The sequence below is a fragment of the Marinibactrum halimedae genome (genome assembly GCF_021234875.1).
Taxonomy (GTDB): domain Bacteria; phylum Pseudomonadota; class Gammaproteobacteria; order Pseudomonadales; family Cellvibrionaceae; genus Marinibactrum; species Marinibactrum halimedae.
Window position 1 is genome coordinate 70,905 of sequence record NZ_JAJQVM010000008.1, and the last position, 21,035, is coordinate 91,939.

General features: G+C 45.4%; 13 protein-coding genes. 9 read left to right on the forward strand and 4 right to left on the reverse strand.

The annotated features are described in order from the left end of the window. Positions 1-223: 223 nt before the first annotated feature. The 3 genes from LU351_RS06555 to gltA all read right to left on the reverse strand — a co-directional run bounded on the left by LU351_RS06555 (position 224) and on the right by gltA (position 6,621). Entirely contained in the window at positions 224-1,729 is a 1,506-nt protein-coding gene (locus LU351_RS06555; RefSeq protein WP_232593261.1) for a hypothetical protein, read from the reverse strand. 74 nt (positions 1,730-1,803) lie between these two features. Beyond that, a complete protein-coding gene (locus tag LU351_RS06560; protein ID WP_232593262.1) occupies positions 1,804-4,941 on the reverse strand; it encodes a TonB-dependent receptor in 3,138 nt (1,045 codons plus the stop codon). 402 nt (positions 4,942-5,343) lie between these two features. Next, positions 5,344-6,621 carry a citrate synthase gene (gene gltA / locus LU351_RS06565; protein ID WP_232593263.1) on the reverse strand — a complete coding sequence of 426 codons (1,278 nt, stop codon included), beginning with the start codon at positions 6,619-6,621 and terminating at the stop codon, positions 5,344-5,346. Positions 6,622-7,675: 1,054 nt separating this feature from the next. Here gltA and sdhC point away from each other — a divergent pair. The 9 genes from sdhC to sucD all read left to right on the forward strand — a co-directional run bounded on the left by sdhC (position 7,676) and on the right by sucD (position 20,221). Further along, the gene (gene sdhC / locus LU351_RS06570; RefSeq protein WP_232593264.1) at positions 7,676-8,050 is read left to right on the forward strand and encodes a succinate dehydrogenase, cytochrome b556 subunit; all 375 of its coding nucleotides are present in this window, start codon (positions 7,676-7,678) and stop codon (positions 8,048-8,050) included. After that, a complete protein-coding gene (gene sdhD, locus LU351_RS06575; RefSeq protein WP_232593265.1) occupies positions 8,044-8,412 on the forward strand; it encodes a succinate dehydrogenase, hydrophobic membrane anchor protein in 369 nt (122 codons plus the stop codon). The genes sdhC and sdhD overlap by 7 nt, the downstream gene beginning before the upstream one ends. 4 nt (positions 8,413-8,416) lie before the next feature. Continuing rightward, positions 8,417-10,189, forward strand: a complete 1,773-nt coding sequence (gene sdhA, locus LU351_RS06580; protein ID WP_232593266.1) for a succinate dehydrogenase flavoprotein subunit — start codon at positions 8,417-8,419, stop codon at positions 10,187-10,189. Between the two features lie 16 nt (positions 10,190-10,205). Continuing rightward, positions 10,206-10,910: a succinate dehydrogenase iron-sulfur subunit gene (locus tag LU351_RS06585; RefSeq protein ID WP_232593267.1), complete on the forward strand. Its 705-nt coding sequence runs from the start codon at positions 10,206-10,208 to the stop codon at positions 10,908-10,910. Positions 10,911-11,880: 970 nt separating this feature from the next. Then, on the forward strand, positions 11,881-14,721 hold the full coding sequence (locus LU351_RS06590) for a 2-oxoglutarate dehydrogenase E1 component (protein WP_232593268.1): 2,841 nt from the start codon (positions 11,881-11,883) through the stop codon (positions 14,719-14,721). Between the two features lie 131 nt (positions 14,722-14,852). Next, positions 14,853-16,370, forward strand: coding sequence for a 2-oxoglutarate dehydrogenase complex dihydrolipoyllysine-residue succinyltransferase (gene odhB / locus LU351_RS06595; RefSeq protein ID WP_232593269.1), 1,518 nt, complete (start codon positions 14,853-14,855; stop codon positions 16,368-16,370). Positions 16,371-16,489: 119 nt separating this feature from the next. Continuing rightward, the gene (gene lpdA / locus LU351_RS06600) at positions 16,490-17,932 is read left to right on the forward strand and encodes a dihydrolipoyl dehydrogenase (protein ID WP_232593270.1); all 1,443 of its coding nucleotides are present in this window, start codon (positions 16,490-16,492) and stop codon (positions 17,930-17,932) included. A gap of 249 nt (positions 17,933-18,181) precedes the next feature. Continuing rightward, entirely contained in the window at positions 18,182-19,348 is a 1,167-nt protein-coding gene (sucC, locus tag LU351_RS06605) for an ADP-forming succinate--CoA ligase subunit beta (protein ID WP_232593271.1), read from the forward strand. Then, positions 19,349-20,221, forward strand: a complete 873-nt coding sequence (gene sucD, locus LU351_RS06610; RefSeq protein ID WP_232593272.1) for a succinate--CoA ligase subunit alpha — start codon at positions 19,349-19,351, stop codon at positions 20,219-20,221. It begins immediately after the preceding gene. 92 nt (positions 20,222-20,313) lie between these two features. Here sucD and LU351_RS06615 read toward each other — a convergent pair whose 3' ends face one another. Further along, positions 20,314-20,934, reverse strand: coding sequence for a hypothetical protein (locus LU351_RS06615; RefSeq protein WP_232593273.1), 621 nt, complete (start codon positions 20,932-20,934; stop codon positions 20,314-20,316). Between the last annotated feature and the right edge of the window lie 101 nt (positions 20,935-21,035).

Below are 21,035 nucleotides of genomic sequence, written 5' to 3' on the forward strand. Positions count from 1 at the left end.
TTTTAGGCGTTGTTTTTATATGGTGTTTTTATGCTCAGCTTCTTGGAAATGGTTTTTGAGTATTGTTGCTAAGGCGTAGGAATAATCAAGAGGTGACTTGTCACAGGAAGCCGTTGCGGCGTGGTTTGCGTGTAAAGTGGCGGGCTTGCGAGGTTAAGTGAAAATAGAGTAGAAACAAAAAACCCGCATGAAGCGGGTTTTTTTGAAATTCAGTGTTTAAGGTTTATAGAGAGCCTTCTACAATCCAACCTTCATACCAAGGCGTTGAGCCAGGCTCGATGGCACCAATATAGGTGGTGTCATCAAAGAAAGTACCATCGGCTTTACTACCTGGGAAGGCTGTGTTGATCATATCAAAATCAATAGCGGTAAGGCCTGTTGCTTCAGTAGCTGTTGATGCATAACTGGTATCCAAAGAGGCAGCTACTCCTGTAATTAGGTTCGGTGAGGATTCCGCTGTGTCTAGGTTTGTTGCTGTAACAGGGCCTGTTTCATCTGTGATTTCGAAGTTAGTACAATCTGCAATGGTATTGTTGTAGGCAATATTACCGGTTTGTGCATTGGTCACTACGTCTTCACCATCAAGCAATACACAGTTTTCGATAGTACCGCTAGCGCCAGTCATAATTGAGTTGTGAATAAACCCACCAGATCCGGCTTTCAAGACGTGTAGAGTGTTTTTGCCTCCGTTACCCACAAAAGTGGCATTCACAATAGTGGGTGCAGATAAGATGCGATCAGAGCCAAAGGTATCAGCTTCGATGGTATTACCATTGGATTCGCTAGATTGAACAACCAATGCATATTGAATGTTGCCTACGTAGCCTTCATCCCAGTCGATACTGTCGTCTTGGTTTCCAGTAAGTACCAAGTATTTAGCGTTAACGGAACCACCGTAGAACTCGACGCCATCATCTGCATTGTTATTAACTTGGATGTTGTTTACGGTTGTGCCGTTGCCCACGCCAACAAAAGAGATGCCGTTAATCTCATTACCTACTGCGAACTCGTATCCGCCTTCGGTAACTACCACGTAACTTAAAGAACCGCTATCGTCAGTGTTGTCGTGTCCGCCAGCTAAACCAGACTCTCCTTCGGCATCTACGTTACATGCAACATCAGTTGTTGGTTCGTCGGCACCGCCATCACCAATATAACGGCACTCGTTATGAAGGCCGTATCCATGAATGATTAAACCACCCCATTCTCCAGCACCATCAAACCCAGCATCTTCAGAAGAGAAAACAATAGGAGATGAGGCTGTACCATTTGCAATAATGTTAGAGCCGCGAGTAATAGTTAGGTTGGCGAACGTGCCATTATCCGCAAGGATGCTAGTGCCAGGTTGAATGGTTAAAGTAACCTCTTCAACGGGAGTGTCGTCTTCTGCCAATGTTCCGTCGGTTGCAGACATTTGTTGGTTACCATTACCTACAACCACGGCGCCGCCCAAGAACCAAGTAATATCGCTGGTTAATGTTGCGTCTGCCATGATGCTCGCATTTAGCTGGCATACATCATTGCCATTGACATCCTGACGTAAGAATGAGAACTCGGACGGGCAATTAACCGTTGACCCGGTATCGCCACCACCACCAGTGCTAGTATTGGTGGTACTGTTGTCTTGTGCATCAATATTTACAGTTGCTCTCTCGTCACTGCCGCAGCCGTAAAGACCAGTGATCGCTGCCACAACGGTGGTGACTAGCACTAATTTTTTGAGTTCCATAACGTCTCCTAACGTGTTACGTCTTGGTGGTTATAAGGTTGTGAGAATCAACCAATTCTGTTTAAGGGTGAAAATTAAAATTGCCAATCGAATCCAGCTTCAAACTCAATACCTTGTTTGTAGCTTTGGAAAATGTTTCCGCCTTGTGTGTATTCGACTTCAGAGTCCAAGAGGTTAGAAAGTTTTGCAGTCAATCTAATTCCATCTCTAAAGGATTTTTTGTAGTTCAACTTGAGGTCAGCAAAAGGCTCTTGTAAAACATCTGGGGCACCAGATAAGCCAGTATCAACAATTGACTTACCATTTTGATTAAACAACAACGTTAATTCTTGATCATTATCAAGGTCATCCCAGCCAAGGATTAAGTTGAATGTATACTCTGGTTGACCTTGTAATTCCCTGGAAGAGCCATCGTCTAAAGAAACCTCTGATTCGATAACACTTGCATTACCGGCAAGGAAAATTAACTGTGTTAATGAATCGTTTAAATCAAAGTCAACTCTACTATCTATTTCGATACCATAAAGTTCTGCTTCAGGGGCATTTTGGAATGTTCTGGAGTTGCCTGCTGTCCCTGATGCAGTTTGTACAACACGCTCAATGGGATCCTCAAAGTCTTTATAAAAGAGGGCAATGCTTAAATTTTCAGTATCAGACCAATAATATTCCCAGCGCAAATCTGCATTTAAAATCTCAGAAACATCTAGATTTGGATTGCCTCGTACTCGAAAGTTAAACTCATTATCATAGAAGACGGCTGTGGAGCGTTCTTTAAAGTCAGGCCTACTGGCTGTTTTGGATACGGCAAAGCGCAATTGCTGATCTTCCGAATAGAGCCAATTGAACGTTAATGAAGGAAGGATTGGATTGGACTCAAGCGCAGGAACATCGGTTGCTCGTTGTGTGGCTAGGTCAAAGGTATTGGTTTCCATTTCGAATTCATCATACCTCGCACCAACAATAAATTGAAATTCGGAATTGATTAAAATGTCGTAATTAAAATAAACACTCGCAATAGATAAATCAGCAGTGTAAGAATCACTTAAGAGGGTTTTATTTTGGAAAGCAAAGCCTGTTTCACGATTTCCGGTAATTGAATCATCATTGATAACTTCTGATACGCGACGATTCGGAGCAAGTAATCCATCATTTTCTATATTGGTGTCAAATCCATAAGTAACAGAATCAGCATCTCTGTCTCGATAAATGTACTGGTAGCCAAAAGTTAAAGTTTGCTCTGGAGCAGTATCACTCGGAATAATCCAGCTGTAGTCGTTAGAAAAGTCAAAGTTTAAATCTTCCAGTTCATCATAACGTCTAATTAACTCAGACGTTTCGAGAATGAACTCACCAGAGTTTGGCGTTGGCTCGTTGAATTGAACTTCTCTGCGGTCAGGAGCATATCGATTAGCCTGGCTTGCAGTAAATTGCCATGAAGTGCTGAAATTTCCATCCTCACTTAAAAAGTGATCCCCTGTGAATTGTTGTGATAAGTATTGTCGTTCTTCCCATTGGATGGTGTAGCCAAACTCATTTTCTCTTGAGTCCCCGCCAATACCTTCTGATACTCGTGTGATATTTGAGGTTACACGTGAAGCAATTGTATTTGATTCATAAGTATTGTTCCCTGAAATAAAACCAAGAGAGAAAAGGGCGCTTACATTGACATTAAAGGAAGATTCTTCAAACTCAAAGTTATCCAATACTTCTGCGCGTTCATTAGGAGTGTAAGTTCTACTGATTCCATTTTCTCTTAAGGTCCAGCCGCTTTTGTAATTAATAGCGGCGAAATAACCCAGCTCATATTCTCCTGGATAGTAAATGTCGCCAAAGTTTGCGTTTAATGTCACATTGGGTGTTGCTTCTTTTGTTGCAAGATCTAAGTTGTCTTGTAGGAATTCCCCCGCCACTTCTCTAACAGCGATCTCAGTACTTTCATTCAATTGAAAGTACTGGTCAATTTGGCTGACTCCTTCGTTATTTTGATCGTCAATGCCTAATGCCAGAGCTGGGTCTAAAATGTATGCTAAAGCTTCTACGGCAACAGGCTCATTACGTGAGCCATCGTCAAATCCAAGATAATCGTAATCACCTCGTGCCGGGTCTGTCGCAACAGATTGTCCTGTTGCTGCGTTATAACCCATCTTGAATGTAATTTTCCCAGAGCGCTCTTCGGGGAAGGTTCGAGTGTTAATTACTAAGTTGCCACCGGTACTTTCACTGGGCATGGATGAAACAAACGTTTTTTTAACGTCCAGCTGACTTACGATATTACTCGGAAAAAGATCAAGAGGAACAGAACGTCTGGAGGGGTTGGTACTTGGCATCGTTGAGCCATTTAGCGTTGTGGTGACGTACCGGCCACCCAGTCCGCGAATAAATACAAAGCTGTCATCTTGAACGGTAACAGATGGCATGCGCACAACTGAAGCTGCAATATCGGAATCGCCAAATCGAGCAAGTTGCTCAATCCCCATGGTGTCTACTACGTTTGCAGAAAAGCGCTCACTTTCTTCAAACATGGACGGATTGTAATCGGCGAGTATAAGGACCTCTTCTATCTGAGGTGGTGCAGCCAAGATTGGAGTGATGGGTGCATTTCTTTCTTGGAGAGATAAATTTAGACCTTTGGCTGAATTTGAAACGACTCGAATATCGCCTGAATTTAAAGTCTGATAGTTCGGATGAGTAACTCTAAAGTTATATATTCCACGAGGTAAACTAATTTCGTAATTGCCTTCGGCGTCAGCAGTGAAGGTTTGACCTGTTTGTTTCACTATGATTTCTGCATTGCCGACGGGGGTTCCGGCAGAGAAGACGCCACCTTTAACAAGGCCACTTGGTGCGCTGAGTTTTTCTTGTGCGGTTTCTGTCTTGAAAAAAGACTCAATGGCAACTTGAGTTTCTTTATTAGCATCTACAGCTATACTAATATCGGTAAGTTGTCCTTGGGCGCTATCAAAGCGAAAACTATGAACTGTTTCGGTGCCATCTATTAGTTGTAAGCTGTGTGTTCCTGAGTCTAAATCAAACGTCGTTGAGCCGTTTTTTTCGATAGGCTTTTCTATTTGACCATCCAGCTTAATAGTTAAGCCTGACGCAGATGCGCCGTTTTTAAATACGGTTACAACAAGCTCATCATCGGAGACTGCTTGAGCAGCATTAAGTACGAGAGCACTTGCAGCTAACCCTCTTATTAGCGACGTTTTCATTGACACCTCATATCTGTGGGCGTTTGTATAAAAGAAACGAGACTGGCATTGGATAATGGAGAGTGACTAATGTAATTGGAGCTTTTTATATGCAAGTCACCTGAAGATGCCTGAATTTTTCGCAAAGACTAGACGAGCTTTGTTACATTAATGTTTCCAAGAGGCGCTTTTATTTGAACTTCTTGTAAAGAGGATGTTGGCGCCAACGTTTTTGATTCATTTCGAAAAATGCAGTGGGGCGCCTGTACAAAGGTTAAGGCTTTTTTAGGAGGGTTGTGAAACTTATATTAAGTTGTTAGCGACTAAAACTTATTAGATAAAGAAAAAAGTTAAATTGGAGCTTAGGCGGAAGTGTATGCAGAGTCTCATACTTGAGACTCTGCATGGATAGCTAAAATGTATTTACCCAGGGTAATCCCGCTTAGGGTAACCCGTATACAATTGGCGCGGACGACCGATTTTGTATGGCCCGCTGATCATTTCTGCCCAGTGAGCAATCCAGCCTACCGTTCGGCCTGTTGCAAAGATGACGGTGAACATCTCTGTTGGAATACCAATGGCCTTCATGATGATGCCAGAGTAGAAATCGACGTTCGGGTAGAGTTTCTTCTCAATGAAGTACTCATCCTCAAGAGCAATGGTCTCTAGACGTTTTGCAATGGCAAGCAGTGGGTCATTTTCCAAACCAAGCTCAGAAAGTACTTCGTCACAGGTTTCTTTCATGACTTTCGCGCGTGGGTCAAAGTTTTTGTAAACGCGGTGACCGAAGCCCATTAGGCGGAATGGATCGCTCTTGTCTTTCGCGCGCGCAACGTATTCGTCAATACGATCTACGCTGCCGATTTCTTCGAGCATGTTCAATACTGCCTCGTTGGCGCCGCCGTGAGCAGGGCCCCATAGTGCAGTGATGCCTGAAGCGATACACGCAAATGGGTTTGCGCCTGAAGAACCCGCAAGACGAACGGTTGATGTCGAGGCGTTTTGCTCGTGGTCGGCGTGCAATAAGAAGATCTTATCCATCGCTTTGGCAAGAACAGGATTCACCTCTGGATCGTCACAAGGGGTACCAAACATCATGTGCAGGAAGTTTTCTGCGTAACCCATTTTGTTGTTAGGGTACATGAACGGTTGGCCCAAGTGATGCTTGTAACACATCGCCGCTAAAGTAGGCATTTTGGCGATCAAACGATGGGCAGAGACTGCACGATGTTCTGGATTAGTGATGTCCAGTGAATCGTGATAAAAGGAGGCAAGAGCACCGACTGCGCCACACATCATTGCCATTGGGTGGGCATTGTGGTGGAAGCCACGGAAAAAGCGAGCCATGGACTCGTGTACCATGGTGTGATTGGTAATGATATCGACAAACTCTTGCTTTTGTTCCGGTGTAGGAAGCTCACCGTTCAGCAATAAATAGCAGGATTCCAAATAGTCTGATTTTTCAGCGAGCTGTTCGATGGGGTAGCCGCGGTGCAGTAATATGCCGTTGTCACCGTCGATGTAGGTGATTTTTGATTCGCAAGACGCGGTGGATACAAAGCCTGGGTCATAGGTAAAGTAACCCTGGGCAGTTAGCCCGCGAACATCAACAACATCGGGGCCGGTTGAGCCAGAGTAGACTGGCATTTCAATTTTTTCATCCAAACCGTCGACCGAAAGGTACGCTTTCTTATCAGTCATTACGGACTCCTGTATCTTCTGTGTGGGAAAGCCTAAAAGATTTGGCCATTCAAGCGCTAATAATAGCTGTTATGCGCAAGTTTTCGCGTAAAAACCTATTAAAGCTATCAAAAAGTAGTGCCTTAGAAATTAAGCCGAACAACTATACGGTGGCCATTTTGATTGTCAATGAATATTGCCTTAACAAAAGAAGCAATGTGTGCCACAACTTGGAATATATTTTTAATGGGTATGTTCATAGATAAATGGACACAGATAATAAATGGATATGCTCAGCGATGATCAGTCGTCGAAGCGTACATTTTTTCACCCTAGACTTAATTAAGATCCATATATACTCATTCTTTATACACATGGATTACCCATTCAGCTTGTTGCTTTTAGTTTATTGTCGCTTAGTGAAAAGGACAAATGCTATTGGACTAATGTCGTTATTGACCGCGTGGCGGATTGATCTATCGTTCATAGTCAATTCTTTGGTAGTGTTTTTAAGTGTTGAATTCGTCAATGTTGGTTCAGTGATGATAGAAAACACTGAATAAAAAGCGAGAATGCTGGATTAAAGCTAGGAGCAGTGGCATCACGTATAATTGCGACATCAGTTCTAGATAGGGTATCAGTCTAGATAGAGTATCGCCAAAAGCAGACTGCTCAAAAACGCCTTGTATGAAAAATGTTTCGTATTAAGTGTGTTCTTCACAAGCCAGCCCTAACCGTAAAGTAATCAGTATTACGGCGCGATTGGATTTCGATTGTTAAATAATAACGTCACTATCGATAAGAAAATTCGATGCAGCTGATGCTAGGGTGAAAAAGACGCTCTTTTTTTGAGCCTAAAAAGTTTATACGTGTGCAGGTTGAAGTTGGATTATGCGTCAAAATTGGTGTTATGGCGTATTTGTAATTTCAAAGTCATATATCTATAATTCCGCGCGATCTTGTACTAGGGACGCTGGCACATCTTTTGTCAACTGCCTATGCTTGGGGAACTGAATAATTCCCATACTAGAAACCTGTTTGTCTATTTGATAAACAAAAAAGGTGAAAAACAACCGTGAATAAAAACAGACCTGTCAATCTAGATATATCGACAATTAGCCTGCCTGTTACAGCCATCATTTCCATTTTACATCGCATTTCCGGGGTTATCTTATTTGCCGTCGTAGCACTTTTGCTCTGGGCACTTCATACCAGTCTTGCGTCTGAAGAAGGATTTGCTCAAGTTGGCCAAGTGTTTGGACACCCCATTGCCAAAATCGTTCTTTGGGGATCACTTGCCGCATTGGCGTATCACTTGGTGGCCGGCGTTCGCCATTTAATTATGGATGCTGGTGTAGGTGAAAGTCTTGAGGGCGGCCGTATGGGCGCTAAAATCGTTGCCGTTGTGGCAGTCATTCTGATAGCTCTTGCGGGGGTGTGGGTATGGTAACAGCAGTTACAAGTTTTGGGCGCAGTGGCCTTTATGATTGGCTGATTCAGCGTGTCTCCGCTGTTGTTTTAGCCGCTTACACTCTATTTATGGTGGCGTATTTAGTCTTAAATCCTGATTTGACCTACACCCAGTGGCAAGGGTTGTTTGATCAATTGTGGATGAGAATTTTTAGTTTCGTAACCTTAATTTCCATTGTTGCTCACGCGTGGATTGGTCTGTGGTCTGTACTGACGGATTACTTGACTAGCCGAATGATGGGTGGAAAAGCGGTGGTACTTCGTGTGTTAGCCCAAGTCTGTTTGGGTGTTGTCGCCGTAACGTACACCATCTGGGGCATTGAAATTTTGTGGGGGTTATAAGGTTATGAGTCAATTACGTACGATTTCTTTTGATGGCATTGTGATTGGTGGCGGTGGCGCAGGTATGCGTGCTGCATTGCAAATGGCATCATCCGGTTTTAAAACCGCTGTAATTACTAAAGTGTTTCCAACGCGTTCGCATACGGTTTCTGCCCAAGGGGGAATTACCTGTGCGATTGCCAGTGCCGATCCTGAAGATGATTGGCGTTGGCATATGTACGATACCATCAAAGGGTCTGATTACATTGGGGACCAAGATGCGATCGAATACATGTGTTCAGTCGGGCCAGAAGCGGTCTTTGAACTAGAACATATGGGCCTGCCTTTTTCCCGCTTTGAAAATGGTCGAATTTATCAGCGCCCATTTGGCGGTCAATCTAAAGATTTCGGTAAAGGTGGCCAAGCTGCTCGTACTTGTGCCGCTGCAGACCGCACCGGCCATGCGTTGTTACACACGCTTTATCAAAACAATGTAAAAAATAACACCGTCTTTTTAAATGAATGGTTTGCCGTTGATTTGGTGAAAAACCAAGACGGTGCTGTTGTCGGTGTGATTGCGATTTGTATTGAGACCGGTGAAACCGTCTTTGTGAAATCGAAAGCAACCGTGTTTGCCACTGGTGGCGCGGGTCGTATTTTTGCTTCTACAACCAACGCTCACATTAATACTGGCGATGGTGTTGGTATGGCATTGCGTGCAAATGCGCCGATGCAGGACATGGAAATGTGGCAGTTCCACCCCACCGGTATTCACGGTGCAGGTGTGTTAGTCACCGAAGGTTGTCGTGGTGAAGGCGGATACCTGATCAACAAAGACGGTGAGCGCTTTATGGAGCGTTATGCGCCGAATGCAAAAGACCTTGCCGGCCGTGATGTGGTTGCCCGCTCTATGGTATTAGAGATTCTAGAAGGTCGTGGATGTGGCCCTGATGGCGATCATGTGTATCTAAAATTAGATCACTTGGGTGAAGAAGTATTAGAAAGCCGCCTACCGGGCATTTGTGAGCTTTCTCGTACCTTTGCACACTCTGATCCAGTTTATACCCCGGTTCCGGTTGTACCGACTTGTCACTATATGATGGGCGGAGTTCCAACCAACGTTCATGGACAAGCTCTCACTCAGGATCAAAATGGCAATGATCATGTGATCGATGGGTTTTACGCGTGTGGTGAAATCGCTTGTGTTTCTGTACACGGCGCAAACCGTTTAGGCGGTAACTCACTTCTAGATTTGGTTGTATTTGGTCGAGCTTCGGGTTTATTTATCGAAAAATCCTTGCGTGAAGGCGTCGAAATGCGTGAAGCGTCCGAGTCTGATATTGAAGCGGCCATGTCTCGTTTGAATAAGATCAATGAGTCCACTTCAGGTGAGCGTCCGGCGGAATTACGTAAAGAGCTGCAAACAGTTATGCAAAACCACTTTGGTGTTTTCCGTCGTGGTGATTACATGCAGGAAGGCATCAAAAAACTGGCTGATCTTCGTGAACGTATTGAAAATGTGTACTTGGAAGATAAAAGTAACGCATTTAACACGGCTCGTATCGAAGCGCTTGAACTGCAAAATTTGCTTGAAACGGCGGAAGCAACCGCCATTTCAGCAGAAGTTAGGAAAGAGTCTCGCGGTGCTCATGCCCGAGAAGATTTCCAAGAGCGTGATGATGAAAATTGGTTGTGCCACTCCATGTATTTCCCTGAGGACAAACGTGTGGGTAAGCGCGCGGTGAATTTTGCACCGAAAACCATGGAGCCGTTCGAGCCTAAGGTTCGCACTTACTAATACCGGGGTGATTAGCATGTTGAAAGTTGAAGTTTATCGATACAATCCAGAGCAAGACAAAGCGCCATACATGAAAACCTACGAGTTAGATACTCAAGGTAAAGACTTGATGGTGTTGGATGTACTGGAATTGTTAAAAGCGCAAGACCCAAGTTTGGCGTTCAGACGTTCATGCCGAGAAGGGGTTTGTGGCTCGGATGGTATGAATATCAGTGGTAAAAATGGATTGGCTTGTATCAAGCCTCTTTCTGAATGTGTGAAAGGTGGCAAGTTGGTGATTCGTCCGTTGCCAGGTCTTCCTGTTGTTCGAGACTTGGTCGTGGATATGACTCAATTTTACGACCAATACAAAAAGATTGAGCCGTTTTTACAAAACGACACGCCTGCACCAGCCATTGAACGTCTTCAATCACCAGAAGATCGTGCAAAACTTGATGGGTTGTATGAGTGTATTTTGTGTGCGTGTTGTTCAACCAGCTGCCCATCCTTCTGGTGGAACCCAGATAAATTCATTGGTCCGGCAGGGTTGTTACAGGCTTATCGTTTCTTGGCTGATAGCCGTGATACCAAAGCAGATGAGCGCTTATCTAAATTAGATGATCCGTTCAGTGTTTTCCGCTGTCATGGTATTCAAAACTGTGTGCAGGTATGCCCAAAGGGTTTGAATCCGACACGTGCGATTGGCCATATCCGAAACATGTTGCTTTCTCGTGGAACATGATTTTTTTAAGCGGATGATTTTGTCGATTGTCCACTGACGTCGATTGTCCACTGACATGGTTGGTGGATTATTCTGAGCGAATGTCAGCTATTGGGTATCGGATAACCCATGTGACAAAGCCTCGCCAGCGTTGTTTGAATTTCAAACAATTGTGCTCGCGGGGCTTAATTAGGTCTAAGGGTAGTGTTTTATCGTTCGTTTTGCGCATTAACGTGGGCGGTATGCTACACATTAATAAGCGTGTTAATTGAAATGACAATGATGATGGAAAACACGAAGAAATACACAATAGCTGAGTGTTGCAGAGTAAACCGTTTTATGTGAAGTGTCGGGATCGTAACCGACTTTGCAGGCGATATTTTTTTGCCTCCAGATTTGTTTTTGTTCAGAATACTTATGGCTAGGAAGGCAGGTAATTGACCAAGATAGCCAAGCACGAAATCAGTAGTAAAAAGTTTAAGTAGTAGTAAATAAGCGTAGTGAATAAGCAGTAACCAAAAGTACAAGAAATAGAAAACATAAGGCACTTTGGTTGGTATGGTGGCCAAAGGGCAGAGACTGAGTGTGCACTTGCTAAAGAGTATAGAGCAAGCGTTCGAAAGCAGTAATTTTCACCATTTTATATTAAGTAGAATGCCGCAAATGAAATGATAGGCGGCTTCGTTAGTTGAGCAGCGGGGTGTGCCGAGATAATCGGCCTATCTGTATGGGTTAGGCGAGCTGAAACTGACGTCCTTATTATGAGCCGAGAAGTAGCAAGCTGCTAAAGCTGGTTTATTGTTAAGCTTAATAATAATCGCGTTGTGCATCAGTGCGAATTGCCAAGGTCGTTGAGCCTTTTTCTTCACATTGACCGAACTTTATATAAAGCCCATTTATGTAAAGTCCATTAAAGAAGATTTGAGGTATCTGTCCGAGACATTTTTGCGCCTCTTGCAGGTAGTATTGCCCCATTAGAAGGTGGGCACAAATGCAAGACAGCATAATGGAATTACTTTGGAGAACTTCCCATATTTCGGGTGGTAATGCCGCCTATGTGGAAGAGCTTTATGACACATATCTACATGACCCACATGCCGTTCCTGAGCAGTGGAGAGAATACTTCGATAAGCTGCCAAGAGTAGAGGGCGTTACTGCTCAAGATACCCCTCATTCTGTTATTCGTAATCAGTTTGTTGAGCTGGGTAAGCAGCGTGTCCGTCGCTCGGCGGAATTAGGCTCTGGGCCTATTAATCTTGAGCATGAAAGAAAACAAATTAAAGTTGTACAGCTAATTAATTCTTACCGTTCACGTGGTCATAGAAAGGCTGCTCTTGATCCTCTCCAAATTAGTACAGATGACCCAATCCCAGATTTAGAATTGCATTACCATGGTTTGACCAAAGCGGATCTTGATACCGTTTTTCAAACGGGTGATCTTATGATCGGTATTGAAGAAGCGCCTCTGCGAGACATCATTGATGCGCTAGAGCAAACCTACTGTGATGCTATTGGCGCAGAAATTACGCATATCAATGACGCCGCTGAGCGTATGTGGCTGTTGCAGCGTTTGGAAAGTGTTCGATCAAACCCGAAATACAGCTCCGATGTTCAAGTCCGATTACTTGATCGCTTGACTGCGGCAGAAGGTCTTGAAAGACATTTGGATGCAAAATACCCCGGTACCAAGCGCTTTGGTTTAGAAGGGGGAGAAAGCTTCATTCCTCTACTCGATACCCTTATTAAGCGCGCAGGTGGTTACGGTGCCAAAGAAATCGTATTGGGTATGGCACACCGTGGTCGTCTTAATACTTTGGTCAATATTTTGGGTAAAAATCCGGCGGATTTATTCGATGAGTTTGAAGGTAAAAAACTCGTCGATACCTCTGGTGATGTGAAATATCACCAAGGTTTTTCCTCAAATGTAATGACCTCTGGCGGTGAGGTTCATTTGGCGATGGCCTTTAACCCATCCCACTTAGAGATTGTTTCTCCTGTGGTTGAAGGGTCTGTAAGAGCCCGTCAAGACCGCAGAGAAGACTCCAGCGGGGATTTGGTGGTGCCAATTTCCGTGCATGGTGATGCGGCGTTTGCAGGGCAAGGTGTCGTCTTCGAAACCTTCCAGATGTCACAAACTCGAGCTTATCGCAATGGCGGTACGGTTCATGTTGTCATCAATAATCAGGTGGGTTTCACCACCAGTGACCCTGAAGATGCGCGCTCTACGCATTATTGTACGGATGTGGCCAAGTTCGTTGAGGCGCCGGTTTTCCACGTTAATGGTGACGATCCAGAAGCGGTGATTTTTGTTGCGCAATTGGCGATGGATTACCGCTACGAATTTAAGAAAGACGTTGTCATTGATTTAGTGTGTTATCGCCGCCGTGGTCACAATGAAACGGATGAGCCTTCTTCAACCCAACCATTGATGTACCAAAAAATTCGAAGCCTAAGAACCACACGGACACTCTATGCCGATTTGTTGGTGCAGAAAGGCGTTTTGTCTCAGGTTCAAGCGGACACCATGTCAACGGACTATCGCGCAAAATTGGATAATGGCGAGTCAGTGGCGGATGGCTTAATTTCAGAGCCTGATTCGTCTTTGTTTGTGGATTGGACGCCGTTTCTTGGTCATGACTGGTACACACCAGGGGATACGCGTTTCCCAATGAAGCGCCTGCAAGAGCTGGCACACAAAATGTGTGAGATTCCTGATGGCGTTCAAGTTCAGCGTCAGGTGGCAAAAATTTATGAAGACCGTCGTAAGATGGCAGCCGGTGCACTGCGCTTAAATTGGGGGATGGCAGAAACCCTAGCTTACGCGACCCTTTTGGATGACGGGTGCGCTGTGCGAATGACTGGGCAAGATGTGGGGCGCGGTACCTTCTCTCATCGCCATGCGGTTGTGCACGGTCAGAAAGACGGTGAGCGTTGCGTTCCGTTATCGAACATGAATTCAGAGCAACCGAGCTTTGATATTTATGATTCTTTCTTGTCCGAAGAGGCCGTACTGGCATTTGAATACGGTTATGCGACCACTCAGCCGAACAGTTTGGTGATTTGGGAGGCGCAATTCGGCGACTTTGCCAATGGTGCCCAAGTGGTTATCGATCAATTTATTACCAGTGGTGAACATAAATGGGGCCGCTTGTGCGGGCTGACCATGTTGCTGCCTCATGGTTATGAAGGCCAGGGGCCAGAGCATTCATCTGCTCGACTAGAGCGTTTTATGCAACTTTGTGCTGAACACAACATTCAAGTTTGCATTCCGACCACTCCGGCCCAAGTATTCCATATGTTACGCCGTCAGGTGGTTCGCCCGATGCGCCGACCACTGGTTGTGATGAGTCCGAAGTGGATTCTTCGACACCCTTTAGCGACGTCTTCGTTGGAAGAGTTGGCAGAAGGTTCATTTAAAAATGCGATTGGTGATGACGTCATTGATCGTGAAAAGGCCCGTCGTATCGTCATGTGCTCCGGTAAGGTTTACTACCATTTATTGGAAGCCCGAAACGAACGCGAGATTGATGATGTCGCTTTGGTGCGTATCGAGCAACTTTATCCTTTCCCAGAAGATGAGTTGGTGTCTGCGATGTCAGGCTATAGCAATATCGAAGATGTGGTTTGGTGTCAGGAAGAGCCGATGAACCAGGGGGCATGGTATAGCTGTCAGCACCGTATGCGCCGAGTCATCGACAGAATGCCTGGGGATCTAAACTTGAAATTTGCAGGTCGCGTGGCCTCGGCAGCCCCTGCTGCGGGGTATATGTCGACCCATGTGGATGAGCAAAACCGCTTGGTGGATGCAGCGTTAACGCTTGATAACGATTGATTCATCAACTTCGCGAATAATATTGGCTTCGCAAGCCCTTAATCATTGCGCAGTCCCAGCGCTGCGCCACCAAAATAAGACAACACCGCTACTACAGTTTGAAGCGTGACGCTGAAGGAAGATAAAACACAATGACTACTGAAATTAAAGCGCCAACTTTTCCAGAATCCGTTCAGGATGGTGTGATTGCCACATGGCACAAAAAACCCGGTGAAGCCGTCAGTCGCGATGAGCTACTGGTAGATATTGAGACCGACAAAGTTGTTTTAGAGGTCGTTGCTCCAGCGGATGGCGTATTGGGTGAAGTGTTGAAAGCCGAAGGAGATACCGTACTAAGCAATGAAGTCATTGCTTATGTTCAGCCTGGTGAAGGTGTCAGTAATGGTGCTCCAGTCGTGGCTGCTGCACCACAAACCGCAGCCGTTTCAGCAGAGGTCACTGATATTAAAGCACCGACCTTCCCTGAGTCGGTGCAAGATGGTGTTGTCGCTACATGGCATAAAGCGGAAGGCGAAGCGGTGTCACGTGATGAATTGTTGGTGGATATCGAAACTGACAAAGTGGTGCTCGAAGTGGTTGCGCCAACCGATGGGGTCTTGTCAAAAGTCATGGCAGCGGAAGGTGAGACCATCGCCAGTAATCAAGTGATTGGTCAGATCGGTGGTGGTGCAGCAACGGTTTCGGCGCCTGCTGCAGAATCTGCTCCAGTGGCAAATGCAAGCGGTGAAGCCGCACCAGCAAGCCCAGCGGCGCGTAAATTGGCAGAAGAAAAAGGAGTGGACCTTTCTTCCATCGCTGGTACAGGAAAAGATGGCCGCATTACTAAAGAAGATGTTGTGAATGCTGCTGCCGCTCCGAAACCCGCCGCTTCAACTGCGGCTGAATCAAAAGCGCCGGCCGCGCCTGCCGTTAAAGCACCAACGGTAGAATTGCCAGGCTCTGGTGATCGTATCGAAAAACGTGTACCGATGACCCGCTTGCGTAAGCGCATCGCCGAGCGTTTATTGAATGCCACGTCCAACACGGCCATGTTGACCACCTTTAACGAAGTCAACATGAAGCCATTGATGGATTTGCGTAAGCAATACAAAGATACCTTTGAGAAAACCCATGACGGCGCGCGTTTGGGCTTTATGGGTATGTTCACCAAGGCAGCCTGTGAAGCGTTGAAGCGTTTTCCTCAAGTCAATGCGTCTATTGATGGTGATGACATTGTTTATCATGGTTATCAAGATGTGGGCGTGGCCGTTTCTACACCAAATGGTTTAGTTGTACCGGTTCTGCGTGATGTGGATGACATGAATATTGCGCAAATTGAGTCAGGTATTCGTGACTACGGCTTGCGCGCTCGCGACGGCAAATTGGGTATCGAAGAAATGACCGGCGGAACCTTCACCATTACTAATGGTGGTGTTTTTGGTTCGCTGCTGTCTACTCCTATTCTTAACCCACCTCAGTCTGCCATTTTGGGTATGCATAAAATCCAAGATCGCCCCATGGCGGTTGATGGCAAGGTGGAAATTTTGCCAATGATGTACTTAGCACTGTCTTATGATCACCGTATTTTAGATGGTAAAGATGCCGTTCAATTCTTGGTGGCCATTAAAGAAATGATCGAGGACCCTGCACGAATCCTATTACAAGTATAAGCAGGCCTAACGCGAAGTCGTGGTTGTGTGGCGTTTTTGTAGTGAGGCTTTGTCGTCATAAAAACGTTACGGCTACGACACATACTGGGGTTTTATTTAGATTTTGGGGATAAAAAAATATGTCAGATAAGTACGACGTTGTCGTTATTGGTTCGGGTCCTGCGGGGTATGTGGCGGCTATTCGTGCGGCACAGTTGGGTTTAAAAACCGCGTGTATCGAAAAGTGGAAAGACAAAAACGGTAAGGGTGTGAATGGTGGAACCTGTCTAAATGTTGGTTGTATTCCATCAAAAGCTTTACTCGATAGCTCTCATAAGTTTCATGATGCTCATAAGGCCTTTGAGGGCCATGGTATCAGCACTGGGGGTGTCACGATTGATGTTCCCGCTATGCTGGAGCGTAAAAACAAAGTTGTTAAGCAAATGTCTGGTGGTATCGGCGGTTTATTTCAGGCCAACAAAGTGACGTCTTTGTATGGCACAGGAAAACTGCTCGCTGGTCGTAAAGTTGAGTATGTGGATAACGATGGTAACAAATCCGTTTTGGAAGCCGAAAATGTCATCCTGGCTTCCGGTTCTGTACCTGTCAATATTCCGGTAGCCCCAGTAGACAATAACATTATTGTGGATTCCACGGGCGCGCTTGAGTTTACTGAAGTGCCAAAACGCTTAGGCGTTATCGGTGCTGGGGTAATTGGCTTAGAGCTTGGCAGCGTTTGGAATCGTTTGGGTTCAGAGGTCGTTCTGCTTGAAGCGATGGATAATTTCCTGGCCATTATGGATCAGCAAATTGCCAAAGAAACTCAAAAAATCTTTAAAAAGCAAGGCTTGGATATTCGTCTAAGCTGCCGCGTGACTGGCACTGAAGTGAAAGGTGAAGAAGTGGAAGTCACCTACACCGACAAAGACGGCAATGAGCAAAAGCAAACCTTCGATAAGTTGATCGTTTGTGTTGGACGTCGTCCATTTACCGAAGGGTTGTTGTCTGGCGATAGCGGTGTAAATCTTGATGAGCGTGGTTTCATTTACGTCAATGATCTTTGTTCGACGAATGCTCCAGGTGTCTGGGCGGTGGGCGATGTGGTACGTGGCCCAATGCTCGCCCATAAAGGCTCTGAAGAAGGTGTCATGGTCGCTGAGCGTATTGCAGGCCAAAAAACATTGGTGAATTACGACATTATCCCCAATGTGATTTACACCCATCCAGAAGTGGCTTCTGTAGGTAAAACGGAAGAACAAGTTAAAGCGGATGGGGTGCCTTACAACGTGGGTACTTTCCCATTCTTGGCTATCGGCCGTGCTGTGGCCGCCGACGAGCAAGACGGTATGGTGAAAATGATTGCTCATGCTGAGACAGACCGCATTTTAGGTTGCCATATTGTTGGCCCAAGTGCATCGGATCTGGTACAGCAAGTGGCAATCGCGATGGAATTTGGTTCTACCGCTGAAGATATTGGTATGACGGTTTTTGGTCACCCAACGTTCTCTGAAGCAGTAAAAGAAGCCGCTTTGGCGGCGAATGGACACGCTATTCACATGCCAAACAGACGCAAACGCAAATAGAAATGCGTCGAACTCTGTTCGATTGCGCTAAGGTCTTAACTAAGTAAAGCAATAGCACGAAGTAAAGCTGTAGTGTGTCGAACAGAACCGCTGGTAAAAGCAGTATTGGCATTTACCGGCATGCAGTGGGGGTAGGGCAATCAAAAGCTGTCCTACTAAGGTTAATTGAGTGTCTTTTCGGCTTTTCGTTGTACTCAAAAAGTGCGAACGACCGCAATAAGTAAAGACGCGAAGTAACGGATAAATATCATGAACTTGCACGAGTATCAGGCAAAACAACTGTTTGCCGAATACGGTTTGCCGGTCTCTAAGGGTGTCGCTGCTGAGACCCCCGCTGAGGCCGTTGCTGCTGCCGATTTAATTGGTGGCGATATGTGGGTTGTTAAGGCCCAAGTACACGCTGGTGGCCGTGGTAAGGCTGGCGGCGTAAAACTGGTTAAGACCAAAGCGGAAATTGAAGAATTTTCCAAAAAGTGGCTGGGTAACAACCTGGTCACTTACCAAACAGATGAAAACGGTCAGCCAGTTAGCCGTATTTTGGTAGAAGCTTGTACCGATATCGCGCAAGAGCTGTACTTGGGCGCCGTCGTTGATCGTTCCACCCGTAAAATCGTTTTCATGGCCTCTACTGAAGGCGGTGTAGAAATCGAGAAGGTGGCGGAAGAGACGCCTGAGAAAATCTTGAAAGCGACCATTGACCCGCTTACGGGTGCACAACCTTACCAAGCCCGTGATTTGGCATTCAAATTGGGCTTGAACAGTGCTCAAGTAAAGCAGTTCACCAAAATCTTCTTGGGCTTGGCGCAAATGTTCCAAGACAAGGATTTTGCCTTGCTTGAAATCAACCCGTTAGTGATTACGGAAGAAGGCAACCTTCACTGTTTGGATGGCAAAATTAACATCGACAGTAATGCGTTGTACCGTCAACCAGCCATTAAAGAAATGCACGATCCTTCACAGGAAGACGAGCGTGAAGCCCATGCTGCAAAGTGGGAGCTTAACTACGTTGCACTAGATGGCAATATCGGGTGCATGGTAAACGGTGCGGGCCTTGCGATGGGCACCATGGACATCGTTAAGCTGCACGGTGGTCAACCTGCGAACTTCCTAGACGTTGGCGGTGGTGCAACCAAAGAGCGTGTGGTTGAAGCATTTAAAATCATCCTTTCTGACGAAAATGTTGAAGCCGTATTGATCAACATCTTCGGTGGTATTGTCCGTTGTGACTTGATTGCAGAAGGTGTTATCGGTGCAGTCGAAGAGGTGGGTGTTAAGGTGCCGGTTGTTGTGCGTTTAGAAGGTAATAACGCAGAGCTTGGTGCGAAGGTATTGGCCGAAAGCGGTTTGAATATCATTGCAGCAACCAGCCTGACCGATGCTGCACAGCAAGTGGTTAAAGCGGCGGAGGGTAAATAAATGAGTGTATTAATCAACAAAGACACTAAAGTCATCTGCCAGGGCTTCACCGGTTCTCAGGGTACGTTCCATTCGGAGCAAGCCATTGCGTACGGTACCAAAATGGTGGGCGGTGTCACGCCAGGTAAAGGCGGTCAAACTCACTTGGGTTTGCCGGTTTTCAATACGGTTGCTGAAGCTGTTGAAACGACTGGTGCGGAAGCTTCTGTTATCTACGTACCTGCGCCTTTCTGTAAAGATTCTATTTTAGAAGCAGCAAACGGCGGTATTAAACTGATCGTTTGTATCACTGAAGGTATTCCAACGCTTGATATGTTGGACGCCAAAGTAAAATGTGATGAGTTGGGCGTTCGTCTAATTGGCCCTAACTGTCCAGGTGTAATTACTCCGGGTGAATGTAAAATTGGTATCATGCCAGGTCACATTCACTTACCTGGTAAAGTGGGTATCGTTTCTCGCTCTGGTACTCTGACCTATGAAGCGGTTAAGCAAACCACTGATTTCGGTTTTGGCCAGTCTACTTGTGTTGGTATTGGTGGTGATCCAATTCCGGGTTCTAACTTCATCGATATCTTGGGCATGTTCCAAGACGATCCACAGACTGAAGCCATCGTGATGATTGGTGAAATCGGTGGTACGGCAGAAGAAGAAGCTGCAGCTTACATTAAAGCTAATGTCACCAAGCCAGTGGTTTCTTACATCGCGGGTGTGACTGCCCCTCCTGGAAAGCGTATGGGTCATGCCGGCGCGATTATATCAGGTGGTAAAGGAACAGCTGATGAAAAATTTGCTGCACTTGAAGATGCGGGTGTTAAAACCGTACGCAGTCTTGCAGATATTGGTGCAGCATTGAAAGAACTAACAGGTTGGTAATTTTCTATCATCGTGTTGAAAAAAGCGGCTTTGGCCGCTTTTTTTATATTCGAACTTTGATGAGCAAACTGTTTTGATTCAATCATCCCTTGTTAAGTCAACTCAGTTTCAAGCTCCGATAATTTCAACATATCCAAAGCTAACTCTCGTAAGCATCCAGAGGAGGGTTGCCATAAGTCAACAACGTGATAACGAGCTTGCTTTTTCCCTTCAAAAATCCATTGTGACCCGCCTGCACCCATTTGATCTTTCTTAGTGGGTTGTTGCCAAAAGCGGCATTCCTTTTCAAATTTATTGAGTAAACGGTCGCCAACTTCTGTGGGTACGGGTGCACTCTTATAGTCAATAATCTTTCCAGGCTCAAAGCCGCCATCACCATCGGTTTTTTTTCCGAGAATTTCATAATGGCCATCTTCACTGCGGGTTAACCTCAATGTAACCGGGGTTTGGGAGTTGGCCAACCAAGTGAAACGTACCACCTGGCTTTCTGAATATTGAGGAAGTGGTTTTTCATTCATACTTCTCAAATGGCCGGAATACCAGCGTGAGACAAAATTATCGAGTTCAGACTCAGGAGAAAACTGCGCGCTAGGGAAGTAATTGACTTCTGTTGTTGCGCAGGAAACTAAACTCAATAAAGTGATACTCAGTAAAACAATACCTCCTTTTATAGGCCGAATGAATAAACCGCAAAAAGTATAAAACGACGTCATTGAATGTCCTCCCCATTGAGGTGCAATAGTGGTTTTGGATTTTGCGATAGTGCTTGGCGTCCAGTCAGTTGAACTTATTAGTTGACTAAATGGACAATATT

Excerpts from the sequence above, each read along its gene's own strand:
- LU351_RS06555 (WP_232593261.1), bottom strand. The coding sequence starts at position 1,729 with ATGGAACTCAAAAAATTAGTGCTAGTCACCACCGTTGTGGCAGCGATC.
- LU351_RS06560 (WP_232593262.1), bottom strand. The coding sequence starts at position 4,941 with ATGAAAACGTCGCTAATAAGAGGGTTAGCTGCAAGTGCTCTCGTACTT.
- gltA (WP_232593263.1), bottom strand. The coding sequence starts at position 6,621 with ATGACTGATAAGAAAGCGTACCTTTCGGTCGACGGTTTGGATGAAAAA.
- sdhD (WP_232593265.1), top strand. The coding sequence starts at position 8,044 with ATGGTAACAGCAGTTACAAGTTTTGGGCGCAGTGGCCTTTATGATTGG.
- sdhA (WP_232593266.1), top strand. The coding sequence starts at position 8,417 with ATGAGTCAATTACGTACGATTTCTTTTGATGGCATTGTGATTGGTGGC.
- LU351_RS06585 (WP_232593267.1), top strand. The coding sequence starts at position 10,206 with ATGTTGAAAGTTGAAGTTTATCGATACAATCCAGAGCAAGACAAAGCG.
- LU351_RS06590 (WP_232593268.1), top strand. The coding sequence starts at position 11,881 with ATGCAAGACAGCATAATGGAATTACTTTGGAGAACTTCCCATATTTCG.
- odhB (WP_232593269.1), top strand. The coding sequence starts at position 14,853 with ATGACTACTGAAATTAAAGCGCCAACTTTTCCAGAATCCGTTCAGGAT.
- lpdA (WP_232593270.1), top strand. The coding sequence starts at position 16,490 with ATGTCAGATAAGTACGACGTTGTCGTTATTGGTTCGGGTCCTGCGGGG.
- sucC (WP_232593271.1), top strand. The coding sequence starts at position 18,182 with ATGAACTTGCACGAGTATCAGGCAAAACAACTGTTTGCCGAATACGGT.
- sucD (WP_232593272.1), top strand. The coding sequence starts at position 19,349 with ATGAGTGTATTAATCAACAAAGACACTAAAGTCATCTGCCAGGGCTTC.
- LU351_RS06615 (WP_232593273.1), bottom strand. The coding sequence starts at position 20,934 with ATGACGTCGTTTTATACTTTTTGCGGTTTATTCATTCGGCCTATAAAA.